At 58.2% G+C, this 13,353-nt stretch carries 14 protein-coding genes and 1 riboswitch; of the genes, 4 read left to right on the forward strand and 10 right to left on the reverse strand.

Features of this window, described 5'->3' with window-relative positions; genetic code table 11:
* Positions 1 to 109 precede the first annotated feature (109 nt).
* From ACR0MQ_RS00285 to ACR0MQ_RS00300, 4 genes are all read right to left on the reverse strand, one after another.
* Positions 110 to 712 (reverse strand): inner membrane-spanning protein YciB, encoded by a 603-nt coding sequence (locus ACR0MQ_RS00285; protein WP_170770350.1) that lies wholly within the window; start codon positions 710 to 712, stop codon positions 110 to 112.
* 16 nt (positions 713 to 728) lie between these two features.
* On the reverse strand, positions 729 to 1,631 hold the full coding sequence (locus tag ACR0MQ_RS00290) for an EamA family transporter (protein WP_010439225.1): 903 nt from the start codon (positions 1,629 to 1,631) through the stop codon (positions 729 to 731).
* A gap of 82 nt (positions 1,632 to 1,713) precedes the next feature.
* Positions 1,714 to 2,853 (reverse strand): signal recognition particle-docking protein FtsY, encoded by a 1,140-nt coding sequence (gene ftsY, locus ACR0MQ_RS00295; RefSeq protein WP_170770352.1) that lies wholly within the window; start codon positions 2,851 to 2,853, stop codon positions 1,714 to 1,716.
* Positions 2,854 to 2,911: 58 nt separating this feature from the next.
* Positions 2,912 to 3,550, reverse strand: coding sequence for a lysoplasmalogenase (locus ACR0MQ_RS00300; protein ID WP_170770354.1), 639 nt, complete (start codon positions 3,548 to 3,550; stop codon positions 2,912 to 2,914).
* Positions 3,551 to 3,691: 141 nt separating this feature from the next.
* On the opposite strand from ACR0MQ_RS00300, the gene ACR0MQ_RS00305 reads away from it, so the two are divergent.
* Entirely contained in the window at positions 3,692 to 4,087 is a 396-nt protein-coding gene (locus tag ACR0MQ_RS00305) for a hypothetical protein (RefSeq protein ID WP_029621749.1), read from the forward strand.
* A gap of 2 nt (positions 4,088 to 4,089) precedes the next feature.
* Here the strand turns inward: ACR0MQ_RS00305 and ACR0MQ_RS00310 are convergent, their stop codons facing one another.
* Positions 4,090 to 4,737, reverse strand: coding sequence for a glutathione S-transferase family protein (locus tag ACR0MQ_RS00310; RefSeq protein ID WP_170770356.1), 648 nt, complete (start codon positions 4,735 to 4,737; stop codon positions 4,090 to 4,092).
* Between the two features lie 3 nt (positions 4,738 to 4,740).
* On the reverse strand, positions 4,741 to 6,225 hold the full coding sequence (xseA, locus tag ACR0MQ_RS00315; RefSeq protein ID WP_480603681.1) for an exodeoxyribonuclease VII large subunit: 1,485 nt from the start codon (positions 6,223 to 6,225) through the stop codon (positions 4,741 to 4,743).
* 74 nt (positions 6,226 to 6,299) lie between these two features.
* Between xseA and purD the strand changes: the two genes are divergently transcribed.
* Positions 6,300 to 7,562 carry a phosphoribosylamine--glycine ligase gene (gene purD, locus ACR0MQ_RS00320; protein WP_480603684.1) on the forward strand — a complete coding sequence of 421 codons (1,263 nt, stop codon included), beginning with the start codon at positions 6,300 to 6,302 and terminating at the stop codon, positions 7,560 to 7,562.
* Between the two features lie 106 nt (positions 7,563 to 7,668).
* Here purD and ACR0MQ_RS00325 read toward each other — a convergent pair whose 3' ends face one another.
* From ACR0MQ_RS00325 to ACR0MQ_RS00340, 4 genes are all read right to left on the reverse strand, one after another.
* Positions 7,669 to 8,373, reverse strand: coding sequence for an FG-GAP repeat domain-containing protein (locus ACR0MQ_RS00325; RefSeq protein ID WP_480603686.1), 705 nt, complete (start codon positions 8,371 to 8,373; stop codon positions 7,669 to 7,671).
* A 17-nt stretch (positions 8,374 to 8,390) separates the two neighbouring features.
* Positions 8,391 to 8,714, reverse strand: coding sequence for a 2Fe-2S iron-sulfur cluster-binding protein (locus ACR0MQ_RS00330; RefSeq protein ID WP_010439247.1), 324 nt, complete (start codon positions 8,712 to 8,714; stop codon positions 8,391 to 8,393).
* Positions 8,715 to 8,872: 158 nt separating this feature from the next.
* Positions 8,873 to 9,703, reverse strand: coding sequence for a creatininase family protein (locus ACR0MQ_RS00335; protein ID WP_170469259.1), 831 nt, complete (start codon positions 9,701 to 9,703; stop codon positions 8,873 to 8,875).
* Between the two features lie 62 nt (positions 9,704 to 9,765).
* Positions 9,766 to 10,455 carry a glutathione S-transferase N-terminal domain-containing protein gene (locus tag ACR0MQ_RS00340; protein ID WP_480603690.1) on the reverse strand — a complete coding sequence of 230 codons (690 nt, stop codon included), beginning with the start codon at positions 10,453 to 10,455 and terminating at the stop codon, positions 9,766 to 9,768.
* 129 nt (positions 10,456 to 10,584) lie between these two features.
* A riboswitch (SAM riboswitch) is annotated at positions 10,585 to 10,662 on the forward strand.
* Between the two features lie 62 nt (positions 10,663 to 10,724).
* On the opposite strand from ACR0MQ_RS00340, the gene metZ reads away from it, so the two are divergent.
* Entirely contained in the window at positions 10,725 to 11,915 is a 1,191-nt protein-coding gene (metZ, locus tag ACR0MQ_RS00345) for an O-succinylhomoserine sulfhydrylase (RefSeq protein ID WP_480454624.1), read from the forward strand.
* A 181-nt stretch (positions 11,916 to 12,096) separates the two neighbouring features.
* Positions 12,097 to 13,200: a GTP cyclohydrolase FolE2 gene (folE2, locus tag ACR0MQ_RS00350; protein WP_480603693.1), complete on the forward strand. Its 1,104-nt coding sequence runs from the start codon at positions 12,097 to 12,099 to the stop codon at positions 13,198 to 13,200.
* Positions 13,201 to 13,353 lie beyond the last annotated feature (153 nt).

A 13,353-nucleotide genomic window follows, 5' to 3' on the forward strand; every position in this document is an offset into this window, starting at 1 on the left:
GGGCGATTGTCTCCGGAGTTGAGTGGTGCGGGTGGTGCCCCAGCTTTCCACAGCTTGCGTTCTAAGCCAAGAAAATTCATCAGATATTAACGCTGAGTGATCCGACCGGTTACTGATCCGGGTCATCCATATAGCGTTGCAGCATGCTGAACTGCATCATCAGGAACGCCATCAGCGCGATGGGAAAGCCGAAGGTTTCGATCTTGACCCAAAGGTCGGTCGACATTGTTCTCCAGACAAGTTCATTGGCGACCGCAAGCACCGCAAAACAGGCACACAGTCGGCGCGTCAGGATCATCCAGCCTTCGTCACGCATGGGCAGCATTTCGTCCAGAACGTAAGCCAGGTAGGACTTTCCCTGCAAAAGACCGATCCCAAGGATCGCAGAAAAGAAGCCATAGACCAGCGTGGTTTTCATCTTGAAGAACCGCTCGTCATTGAACCAGGCGGTAAGGCCACCGAAGAAAATCACCATGAACGCAGTGAAAATCTGCATGCGGCTGAGCTTGCCGGTCAGGTACCAGAGGATGCCCATGGCTGCCAGCATCAGAGGCACAAACAGGATGGTGGCGACGATAAAGCCCGAATACTCGGCGCCGCCGATCACGAAATTGTCATCACGCAGGCGCAGGTAGATGAAAAAGAAGGCAAGCGGAGGCCCAAGTTCCAGTACCTGTTTGAGGAAAGGGTTGATGTCTTTTTTCTCTGCCATGATTCCAACCTGCTGCTTACCCGCCCATTTCAACTATTACGGCACCGAGTGCAATCAATGCCATTAACGCAATGCGCCTGGGGCCGACGGTTTCTTTTAGCACTAGCCACCCGATGAGCGCGGCGAAGACGGTTGAGGTTTCGCGCAGGACGGCTGCTTCTCCGACCTTGTCGAGCCGCGTGGCCAACATGACCGCACCAAAAGACAGCGGTGCGACGATACCGCCGACAAAACCGCGTAGCATCAGGGGGCCGAGTGCTGGTCGGTGAATCATGGCACGGTATCGAAGCGCGGCGTAAATCGGCATGGCGGCTCCGTCGATCATGAAGAACCACGCGAGGAAGGTGAACGGGTCGGCTGTGGCGCGTATGCCGTAGGCGTCATAGGTCGTATAGAGCGCGACAAAGAGGCCAGTGGCAAGCGCCAGTACCAGCGCGATATGTAGCGTGTCACGATTGGTCTCAAGATAGCGCAGGTTATAGGCGGCGAGTCCGAAGATACCTGCCAGCAAAGTGGCCACACCCAGCCATTGAACACCTGTGAACGTCTCGCCAAACAGAATATAGGCCCCGATTACAGTAAAGAGCGGACCAGTGCCACGCACGACCGGATAGACAACCGTGTAGGAGCCTTTGGTATAGGCCATCGCCTGCAGGACCTTGTAGCCGATATGGATCACCCAAACGACGCCAAAGATGGGCCACATATATGGTTCGGGCCATGGGACGACGAAAAAGGCGAAGGGCATCGCCATAAGGCAATAGCAGGCATCGATCGCCCCACGCGACATCCACGGGTCATGGCGCCCCTTTTGCAGCGCGCCGAAGACCGCATGCAGGAAGGCCGCCATCAGCGCGAGGGCGAGGGCGAGGTGGTGGCCAGCTTCGGTGCCTTCGAGGGAGATCAGCCAGTCGCTCAAATCAGGGCTTTCGCTTGGGTGGAGAGACCGGGGGCTCTGCCCCCGGACCCCCGAGATATTTTTGGCCAGATGAAGGGGCGGATCAGGATTGCAGGCCGGTGAGGGCGGCGGCGAATTCTTCGGGATCGAAGGGGGCGAGGTCGTCAATTTGCTCACCGACACCGATGGCGTGGATCGGAAGGCCGAACTTGTCGGCGAGGGCGACCAGTACGCCGCCTTTGGCTGTTCCGTCCAGTTTGGTCATCACAAGGCCCGAGACATCGGCGAGTTTGCGGAAGGTTTCGACCTGGCTAAGGGCGTTCTGACCGGTGGTGGCGTCCAGTACCAGCAGCGTGTTGTGCGGCGCGGTGTCGTCGACCTTGCGGATGACGCGGACGATCTTGGCCAGTTCCTCCATTAGGTCAGCGCGGTTTTGCAGGCGACCTGCAGTGTCGATCATCAGCAAGTCGGCACCTTCGTTTTGCGCTTTGGTCAGGGCATCGAAGGCCAGCGAAGCGGGGTCTGAGCCTTCGGGCGCGGTCAGCACGGGCACGCCAGCGCGGTCTCCCCAGACCTGCAACTGCTCGACGGCGGCGGCGCGGAAGGTGTCTCCGGCGGCGATGACGACCTTTTTGCCTGCGTCTTTGAACTGGCTGGCGAGCTTGCCGATGGTCGTGGTTTTGCCTGAGCCGTTCACGCCGACGACCAGCACCACTTGTGGGCGCTTGGGATAGATTGGCATTGGTTTGGCCACAGGGTCCATCACACGCGCGACTTCCTGCGCAAGCAGCTGCTTGATTTCCTGGGTCGAGAGTTTGCGGCCAAAGCGCCCCTCGGCCATGTTGGACGTAACACGCAGCGCAGTGTCGACGCCCATGTCCGAGGCGATCAGAAGCTCTTCGAGTTGTTCCAGCATGTCGTCGTCCAGCGTGCGGCGGACGACGGTCTTGGATTCATTTCGGCCGAAAAGGCGACCCATCAAACCCTTGGATTCTGGAACCTCTGGTGGGGGAGGGGCCGGTGTAGGATCAGTTGGGATCGGAGCAGGGGGCTCGACCGGTTGCGGCGCGGGCGTAGGTTCCGGAACCTCGGGAACCGGTTGCGGTTCGGGTTCTGGTTCGGGGATCACCGGGTCGGGATTTGGGGTTTCCTCGCCGCCATCCTCGACAATCGCATCCAGCCCCTCTTCGAGGCGCGATGAGGATTTGAACAGCTTGTCCTTGAGCTTTGAGAAAAACGCCATTTTTGGTCTCCGCAGGTGTTCCCCTCACCTAATGCGGATTGGCGGCAGTTGCAAAGGGTCAGGTGAAGGCGATCAGAAACCCGGCTTGCGCCCCCCAATAGAGCGGCCAAACCAGATAGGGCGTAAGCTTCAGGGCCGGGTGTTTGGCGGGCAGCAGGAATTTTTCAGTCGCAAGGATCAGGTCAGAGGCGATGAAGGCCATAGCGGCGGGCAAGGCCCAGCGTAATACACCAGTATCAGGAAGGGACAGAACGGTTATGCCCATGCCCAGGATGATCGGGATATAGGCGAGGACGGGGATCTTGAGTTCTCCGGCGCGGGGGGCGAGCAGCGTGGCCATAACGATGCCAAGAATGATCAGGGACCAGAAGGTCGCGGGGTGGTCGAAGATCAGTTCCAGGTTGCTATCGGGATGGGTCAGGAACAGAGCAATATAAGCCAGATGGCCAGCCGCAAATGTGCCGATGCCTGCCATGAATGTGCTGTCGGTTTCGCGTGACAGAAGGGCATCCCCGATGGCGCAGAGGGTGAGCGCAAGGATCAGAAGCCATGGTGCATTTGCCAGTACGGCGATTCCGGCCAGCAGGGCGACCGACGCTGTTTTCAGCGTGCTGCGCAGGGCGCTGGCAGGGCGCGGGGTTAGTGGCAGGTAGGCCAGCGCGCAGGCCCCTGCGATCCAAAACAGAAGTGTCGTCATGGTGCATCCCCGATGTTTTTAAGGCAATCATCGCCATGATCACCGCGGTGCATCAAGGCGTGACGTTGAGTTATCTTGCCGATTTGGCAGAGCCGGAAAGGTTGAATGGTACTCGGTAGCAGCATCTGACAGACTGAAGACATGTTCAGAGCTATTATGATTCTGCTGACCTTCGTGGCGCATTCCGTTGCGGCGCAGTCGCCTCTGACTGCGACTGAGTTCGATGCGTATACCCGTGGGAAGACGTTGTTTTACGGGTTCGGTGGGCAAGCCTATGGGGTCGAGCGGTATCTTCCTAATCGTCGTGTGATCTGGTCATTTCTGGATGGCAAATGCATGGAAGGGGTCTGGTACGAGCAGGAAGATCAGATCTGCTTTATCTATGAGGATCAGCTGGCGCCGCAATGCTGGGTGTTCACGGAGTTTGGCGGCGGGCTGATCGCGCAATTCGAAGGTGATCCGACTGCGACGGAGCTGTACGAGGCTGAGGATATTGGCGAAGAGATGCTGTGCTACGGGCCAGATGTCGGGGTCTGATGTCAAGCGTCGGGTGGCCTTAGCTCTTCGTAGCCAATCATGACATGTCTTTTATATGCAGGTCTTTCGGTTAACGTGTCGTAGTATCTGCTAAGATGCGGGAGCGTCGCGCGGTCTATTTCGATATCGTAGTAGCGGTAGAGCACGTGGCCGAATTGGATATCGGCCAATGTGAACGTATCGCCCGCCAGATATGGTGAGTCGGCAAGCAGAGTATCCGCTATGGTGAGCTTGAACTCCAGATCGATGACAGCCTGTCGGATTGTCTGATCGTCCCGCTGTTTTGCATGGGTGCGAACCACTTGCCAGAATACCGGGACGGTAAACGCCATTGCGACGTTTAGTTTTGCCCATTCCGCCCATTTGTCGATCTGTGCGCGCTGTATGGGATCTGATGGCCAGAAAGTTTCGTTCCCATATCTAGTAGCAAGATACCGCAGGATGGCACCGGTCTCCCAGAGCGGTGCGCCGTCACCATCTCTTAGAACCGGAATGGTTCGGTTTGGGTTCAGGGCCTGAAACGCCGCGCTGTCCAACCCGCCAAAGCGATGACCCAGATCGTGGCGCTGGTACTCCAGATCGAGTTCGCCGACACACCACATGAGTGCCTGAACATTGGATGATGTTTTACGGCCCCAGATCGTCAGCATTGATTAGAACAACGATCCCTGATCAGGCGGTGCCTGTTTGGGTTTTTTGGTCGATGCTTTGCCCTGTGTTCCGGTTTGGAGGCGACCATCGGCGAACTCGATCTCAAGTGCCGTGTGACCGGCGGCCTGTGCTTTGGTTGTGATGACTTCGCCGTCGGCGCGCACGACGGCGTAGCCACGCCCGAGCGTCGCCTTGTAGCTCAGCGTTTCGCGCAGGCGGTCAGTGGCCTCCATCTGCTGGCGCAGGCGGTCCAGCCGCGTGGATTGCGCGGCGTTCAGGCGATCGCTCAGTCGGTTGAGGGTATCGCGCCGTGTTTCCAGCTCGCGCTGGATCGGGCGAAGAGACAAGCGCGAAGACAGATTGCGCCAGCGGTCTCGGCGGGTTTCGACGAAACTGCGCAGGGTCGAGGGGCGCAGACGGGCCGCGCTATCGAGCAGTTTGACGCGACGGTTCTGAACACCCCGGATCAGCGCGTTGGGCAGGCGTTCTGAGATTTGGTCGAGCCTTTGGCGCGGGCTTTCCAGCAGCGTATCGGGGCGGGGCAGGGCTCGGGACAGATCGCGCAGGCGCTGGCTGCGTCGTTGCACGGCATCCGTGGAGGCGCGCGAAAGGCGGGCGCCTTGTTCTCCGGTCCACGCCAGCAGCTCCATGCGGACCGGTACGGCAAGTTCGGCAGCGGCGGTTGGCGTGGGCGCGCGGCGGTCCGATACATAGTCGATCAGGGTGGTGTCGGTCTCGTGCCCCACGGCCGAGATCAACGGGATTTCTGACGCTGCAGTCGCGCGCGCGACGCTTTCTTCGTTGAAGCCCCAGAGGTCCTCGATTGATCCGCCCCCGCGCGCGACGATAATCAGGTCGGGTCGCGGGAGGGCCCTTCCCGGTGTGAGTTGATTGAAGCCTTCGATGGCGCGGGTCACTTCAGGGGCGCAGTTTGCCCCCTGAACCGCGACGGGCCAGATCAGAACTTTGCGCGGGAAACGATCGCGCAGCCGATGCAAGATGTCTCGGATCACTGCACCGGAGGGCGAAGTGACGACGCCGATGATCTTGGGCAGGTAGGGCAGGGGTTTCTTGCGTTCAGCCAAAAACAGCCCTTCGGAATCGAGCTGTTTCTTGCGCTTTTCCAGCAATGCCATTAGTGCGCCTTGGCCGGCGACGGCGACCTCATCGACGTTCAGATTGTATTTCGACTGGGCTCCGAAAGCTGTGAGACGTCCGGTGACGACAACTTCAAGACCTTCGTCGGGAACAACCGACAAACCTGATATCTGCCCTTTCCACGTGGTGCAGGCCAGAACATTCCGGTCGTCCTTAATGTCGTAATAGAGATGCCCCGAGCGCGCCTTGAACACCCGCCCGACCTCGCCGCGTACACGGATTCGGCCAAACGTGCCTTCGAGCGTGCGCTTCACCTCACCCGAGATGTCCGAGACGGTGTATTCGGGGGTGTTTTGTCCCGGAAACGGGTCATCAAGCAGGTCGGACATTTCAGCGCCTTGTGTCAAATCTCTGCGCAGCTTAGAACGCCGCGCAGGCAAGGCCAAGCAGATCGGAGCGTTTCATGAATATCCTCATTCTCGGCAGCGGCGGGCGCGAACACAGCCTTGCCTGGGCGGTGATGCAGAACCCTAAATGTGATCGCCTGATTGTGGCGCCGGGTAACGCCGGGATCGCGCAGATCGCAGATTGTGCTGCGCTGGATATCGAGAATGGTGGGGCAGTCGTCAGTTTTGCCGAAGAAAACGCGATTGATTTCGTAATTGTCGGCCCTGAGGCTCCTTTGGCGGCGGGGGTTGCTGATCGGTTGCGTGAAGCAGGCGTTCTGGTCTTTGGTCCGTCAGCCGAAGCGGCGCGGTTGGAGGCCTCAAAAAGTTTCACCAAGGAAATCTGTGACGCATCTGGCGCGCCGACAGCGGGTTATGCGCGGTTCACGGAAGCAGAACCAGCCAAGGCTTATATCCGCGCGCAGGGTGCCCCGATCGTGGTCAAGGCCGATGGTCTGGCTGCCGGGAAGGGCGTGATCGTTGCAATGGATGAGCAAACCGCGCTGGACGCCATTGATGACATGTTCGGCGGTGCATTCGGTGGCGCGGGGGCTGAAGTTGTGATCGAAGAATTCATGGAGGGCGAGGAGGCTTCGCTTTTCGTTCTCTGTGATGGTGAGGATATCCTGTCGATTGGCACGGCTCAGGATCACAAGCGTGTGGGCGAGGGGGATACCGGACTGAACACCGGCGGCATGGGTGCGTATTCTCCGGCCCCGGTTTTGAGTGCCGAGATTGAGGCCTGTGCGATGGATCAGATCGTGCGCCCAACCGTGGCTGAGATGATGCGGCGGGGGACGCCATTTCAGGGTGTGCTTTATGCAGGGCTGATGATCAAGGATGGTCAGCCCAAGCTGGTGGAATACAACGTGCGTTTTGGCGATCCGGAATGTCAGGTATTGATGATGCGGCTGGGCGCGCAGGCGATGGATCTGATGCACGCTGCGGCCGAAGGGCGGCTGGGTAAGACGCGCGTGAATTGGGCCGAGGACCACGCGATCACCGTCGTGATGGCCGCAAAAGGATATCCCGGCACCTACGAGAAAGGCACTGCAATCAAGGGATTGGAGGACCTGCCCGAGGACAGCCGGAACATGGTCTTCCATGCGGGTACTAAGGTGGCTGAGGGGCAGGTTCAGGCAACAGGCGGTCGGGTTCTTAACGTGACCGCACGCGGGGAAACACTGCAAGAGGCGCGGGACCGGGCCTATGCGATGGTAGAAGGCGTGGATTGGCCCGAAGGCTTCTATCGCCGTGATATCGGTTGGCGCGCACTGTGATCTGCTTGCCGGGCTATGCCCGACTTCATTGATTGCGAGTAGGGGGCATTGCCCACTCGGCCTTTGGCCTCACCCCCAGGATATTTATGGCCAGATGAAAACGGGATCAGCACTTTAGCGCTGCGGTCAAGTCATCGCGTTTATTGAGCGGGCCGAGATCAGCGGTTTGCCAGCCGTTTTGGTATGAGACGCTGATGATGCGCGTCCAGTTCGCGTTTGCAACGATTAACTCTGGGGCACCGTCGCATTGACGTAGGCCGCCCGAGATAAAGTCCTCTCCGATTTTGTGATTGGTGAGGCTGGGGATCGACTGGATTTCGGTCAGGACGCCGTTTTCAAAGCGCCAGATGCGCAGGGTTTTAGCGAGGTGTGGGCGGTCGACATAGGCGATCTCGATATTGCCGTCACCATCGAGGTCGGCGGCACCGATAGGGGCAAGCCAGCGATTCCGGGTTCCGATATAGGGGGTGGCGGCGATCAGACCGCCGCCGTTGTAGATTGCGAGCCGGGCACCTTTGTCACGATGGCTTTCAACCACAAGCGCTTCGCGACGGCCGTCATTGTCTATGTCGACAAGACGCGGCCTAATATCTTCAAAGACCCGTTCCATGGGCAGGCGGATTGTGTATCGCGCCGAATTGGGTGCGTATTGCAATACAAGCGCGCCGTATTCGATCTGATCACCGAGCACGCCGTGCGGGTATCGAGCGGTGGGTTCGGCGTATTCCGCCGATCCCAATAGCTCATACTGCCATGGTTGCTGTGACTGAGCTTTGATCGGACAAATCCCCAGCGCGATTGCTAGGGCCATGACCGACCAGGAAGGCATCAGATTTGTTTTTCGGGCATCTGGACAACCAGCCCGTCCAGCGCATCGGTGACCTTGATTTGGCAGGTCAGGCGCGAGCGCTCAGTGTCGGGCTCATAGGCAAAGTCCAGCATGTCTTCTTCCATGTCGTCCTTGGCTGGGATTTTCTCGACCCAGTCAGGGTGAACATAGACATGGCAGGTCGAGCAGGCGCAGGCGCCACCGCAATCGGCCTCAATGCCGGGAATATTGTTGTCACGGGCCCCTTCCATGACTGTCAGTCCGTTGGCGACCTCGACTGTATGTTCGGTACCGCCATGCTCGACATAGGTGATCTTTGCCATTGCGTGCGTCTTCCTTTTTCGGTTGTCGAATTCTTCCTTAGTGAAGGGAGCCTGATGTTTCCAGTCTCATTTGCGTCTCATCGTATTGAGCTTGGATTCTCCTGGTGAGAATTCCATTTTTGTTCTCATCGCTGCATTGATTATGAAAGGGTGCACTATTAATTTGCGTCCCTTCGGCGCTGTATCTGTGTCAACGCGGCGTTCACCTTAAGCTGAACCATTTGTTTGCCGATTTCGCGCGTCGCGAGGTCAGGTTGACCGTCGAATCCTGCGCTCCAACCAGGAGGAACCGGTGCTCGTGAGCGACCGACTTCATCTGCATTGACATACATGAGCTCGGAGGTGTCCCGCAACGCAGCATGATTGCCGATTTGCTCTGCACTGAAACCCTGATCTTCCAGAAATGCGATCTGGCCATTTTTCTCATAATAGTCAGAGACATGCTGTACGATTACCCCGGTTGTCGCTAATTCAAGGCTGGTTGAAGTGGCGGTACGGGACTGCGCTGCCTGATTTCCCCCGCTGTCGCCGATCAGGAGGATCTCCTTGAACCCGTGAGAGGCGAGGCTGCGGATTGTTGCCTCCAACACCTGCTGAAAGACCGGTTCGGGCAATGAAATTGTACCTGGCCATTGCATGTGTCCTGTGGGGTTGGGGGCAACGTCACCTTCAGGCACATAGCGGATCACCGGTGCGATCAGAGTATTGCCCAGTTGTTCGGCAATTTCCCGACTGGCATATTCGACAACGAAATTGTGTTTTCCCAAAGTGACGTGGGGACCATTCTGTTCGGTTCCTCCTGTGGGAATGATGATTGTTCTGTAGCCGTCCTCAAGCGCGGCATGCACTTCTGGCCAGGTCATATGTTCCAGAAAAAGATCGTTGGTAGGGTCTGGCGTTTGCTGTACCCACATCAAGCTGGCTGTTATGAGCGCTGCCCCGACAATGCACACCGCCCAAATGGTTCTGCGCAAACGTGCCTGGCACATGTTCATTCCTCTTATAAATGATGCTGGAACCCACTAATCGGGTCAGGACAAAGACAACGAATTCACTGATTGAACAAGATCCCCTGCGATTTTTTGTCCCCGTGATCCCCACGCAGCTCGGCATGCAGCGCGCGACCGGCCTGAACGCCGGGGCGGGCGCTCATCATCTCAAGCCAGCGTGTGAAGTGCGGTTTGTCCTCCAGTACCTGCTGCTGACCCTCCCACAAGCTCGCCCAGCCCCAGATCGACATGTCGGCGATCGAGTAGAAATCGCCCGCAACAAATTCATTTTCGGCCAGACGCCTGTCCAGCACGCTGTATAGACGCCCGACCTCGGTGCGATAGCGGTCTTTTGGATAGGGAAGGTCTTGCGGCGGCTCCAGTTTCGGGGCGTATTTCAGGAAGTGGTGCGCTTGCCCTGCCATCGGACCGACACCGCCCATTTGCCACATGAGCCATTCCTCGACTGCAATCCGGTCGCGCTCAGTTTTGCCATAAAAGCGCCCAGTCTTGCGGGCGAGATACATCAGGATCGCGCCGCTTTCGAAAACGGAAACGGGCTCGCCGCCGGGGCCATCCGGATCGACGATAGCGGGCATGCGGTTGTTGGGTGAGATCTTCAGGAATTCGGGATCGAACTGATCGCCCTTGCCGATGTTGATCAAGTGGGTTTCATAGGGCAGCTCCATCTCTTCCAAAGCGATGGACACTTTCCAGCCGTTGGGCGTGGGCCAGAAATACAGATCGATCATGGGGCCTCCTCAGGTTGAAGCGATGATGAAGCTTTTTGAGCAAACGGCAAGAGCCTGCTCGGGCCATTTACGAAAGCGTGACCCGAAGCGGGACGGGCTTGACGAGGCCTGGGACGGGGCGTAAACGCATGCCTACCACGTGGCGATTTGTTACCGGATTGCGGGCCACGCTAAATAACACCGCTAAAAGGTCAGGATGAAAGACCCCTTTCGCTTGGCCGCGTCTGGGGTTTTTTGTTTGCCTCCTAAGCGGGGCTGAAAGGAATGAGATGAGCGAGAGCTGGAACAAACGCACCCAAGCCGTCCATGGCGGCATCCGTCGCAGTCAGTACAATGAGGTTTCCGAGGCGATCTTTCTGACACAAGGGTTTGTCTACGAAAACGCTGAGCAGGCCGAGGCCCGGTTTATCGAAAGCGGCCCGGATGAGTTCATCTATGCCCGCTACGGCAACCCCACAGTTTCAATGTTCGAGCAACGTATAGCGGCTTTGGAAGGCGGGGAAGATGCGTTTGCCACCGCCTCGGGCATGGCGGCTGTGAACGGTGCGCTGACTTCGATGTTGAAAGCTGGCGACCATGTGGTTTCAGCCAAAGCTCTGTTTGGGTCCTGCCTGTATATCCTTGAAAACATCCTGACACGGTTCGGTGTTGAGGTGACGTTTGTGGACGGTACCGATCTGGCCGCATGGGAGGCTGCGCTCCGACCTGACACCAAGGCGGTATTCTTCGAATCCATGTCGAACCCGACGCTTGAGGTGATCGATATCGCCGGTGTGTCGAAACTGGCCCACGCGGTTGGTGCCGTTGTAATCGTAGACAACGTATTCTCGACGCCGGTGTTCTCGCGCGCGATCGAGCAGGGCGCGGATGTGGTTGTCTATTCGGCAACCAAGCATATTGACGGGCAGGGCCGCGCGCTGGGCGGTGTGATCATCGGCACCAAGGATTTCATCCGTGGCACGGTCGAACCCTACATGAAACACACCGGCGGTGCACTTAGTCCGTTTAACGCCTGGATCATGGTCAAAGGTCTTGAAACCATGGCCCTGCGCGTGAATGCGCAGGCAGACAGCGCCCAGAAGATTGCTGAGGCGCTTGAAGGGCATCCCGCACTAGAGAGGACACTGTTCCCCGGCCTTAAGACGCACCCGCAGAACGCATTGGTGCAGGATCAGCTGGGCGGCAAAGGCGGCACGGTTCTGTCGCTGGATATCAAGGGCGGCAAAGCCGCAGCGTTTGCGTTCCTGAATGCGCTCACGATCCCGGTGATCTCGAACAATTTGGGTGACGCCAAGTCGATCGCGACGCACCCGGCCACCACCACGCATCAGCGCCTGAGCGAAGAACAACGCGATGAGTTGGGAATTACGCCGGGCCTGATCCGCCTGTCGGTCGGGCTTGAGGATGCCGGGGATCTGCTGGCGGATATCCAGCGCGCGCTGGAGGTATCTCAGGGCTAGCGCCGCGCCGGGAATTCATGGTCAGGCGGGTGTGAACCGCCTGATCCGGCGCTTTTGGTTGTAATGTGACGATTTCTCGCCTCGAATTTCGATCCGGGCTGCTATCCCGCGCGTATCGTTCAGGACTGGTAATTAAACCTCGGTGGTATATAACCGTCGGCCTAGCAAGGGATCCGTGCCAATGAACATTCATCCGCGCGACATCAACGAGACACCCGATCACGATCAGGCCGCCGCAGCGCTAAAGTTACTGCGCGAATGGGCGAAATCGGCCTCGGCGGCCGAAATCAGCCAGCTTGATCCGGCGGTGGCGCAGCTTGTTCCGGGTTTACAGCCGTCAAACTATCCTGCTTTGTCGCGCGACTATCCCGAAAGCTTTGAGGCAGATTTAGCCTACAGGGCCACCTTGCCCGATTTGCAGAACGGGCCGTCCAGCCTGATCCGGGGGTCGAAGCAGCAGATCCAGCATGTCGGCATCTCGAATTTTCGCCTGCCGATCCGGTTCCACCGCAAAAGCGGTGCCGAGCTGACACTTGAGACTTCGGTCACCGGATCTGTCAGCCTTGAGGCCGAAAAGAAGGGCATCAACATGTCCCGGATCATGCGGTCTTTCTACAAGCACGCCGAGCGCACCTTTAGTTTTGAGGTGATGGAGGCAGCGCTGAACGACTATCTGTCCGATCTGGACAGTTTGGATGCGCGGATTCAGATGCGGTTTTCCTATCCCGACCGGATCGAGAGCCTGCGTTCGGGATTGTCCGGTTACCAGTATTACGACATCGCGCTGGAACTGGTTGATCGGGGCGGAGAGTGTCTAAAGATCATGCATCTCGACTATGTCTATTCGTCCACATGCCCCTGTTCACTGGAACTTAGCGAACACGCACGCGCCACACGTGGGCAGTTGGCAACGCCGCACTCGCAGCGCTCGGTCGCGCGGATTTCGGTCGTGGTTGATTGCAACGCCGATTGCCTGTGGTTCGAGGACCTGATCGCGCTCTGCCGTCGCGCGGTGCCGACCGAAACGCAGGTGATGGTCAAGCGCGAAGATGAACAGGCCTTTGCTGAGCTGAATGCGGCCAATCCCATTTTCGTCGAAGATGCGGCGCGTCTGTTCTGCGCCGAGTTGCAGGCCGATCATCACGTCGGCGATTTCCGCGTGATTGCCAGCCATCAGGAAAGCCTGCACAGCCATGATGCGGTCTCGATTTTGACCGAAGGTCCAACGTTCGAAACGGCTAGCCTGGACCCGCGTTTGTTCACGACGCTGTTTCATGTGGGCTGATTGACCCTACGGAAGCTGCTGGAAAAACGATCATAAATCCCGCATGGGCGCTTTTTTGCCGCAATGCAGCAAATAATGCTGCACCTGCACCTCAATTTGCGATAGGTTGCCCCTGAGTGCAGCTGCTGCGCCTCCGCAAAACCCGGATGGTGC

The sequence above is a fragment of the Ruegeria sp. AN6 genome, assembly GCF_056540425.1.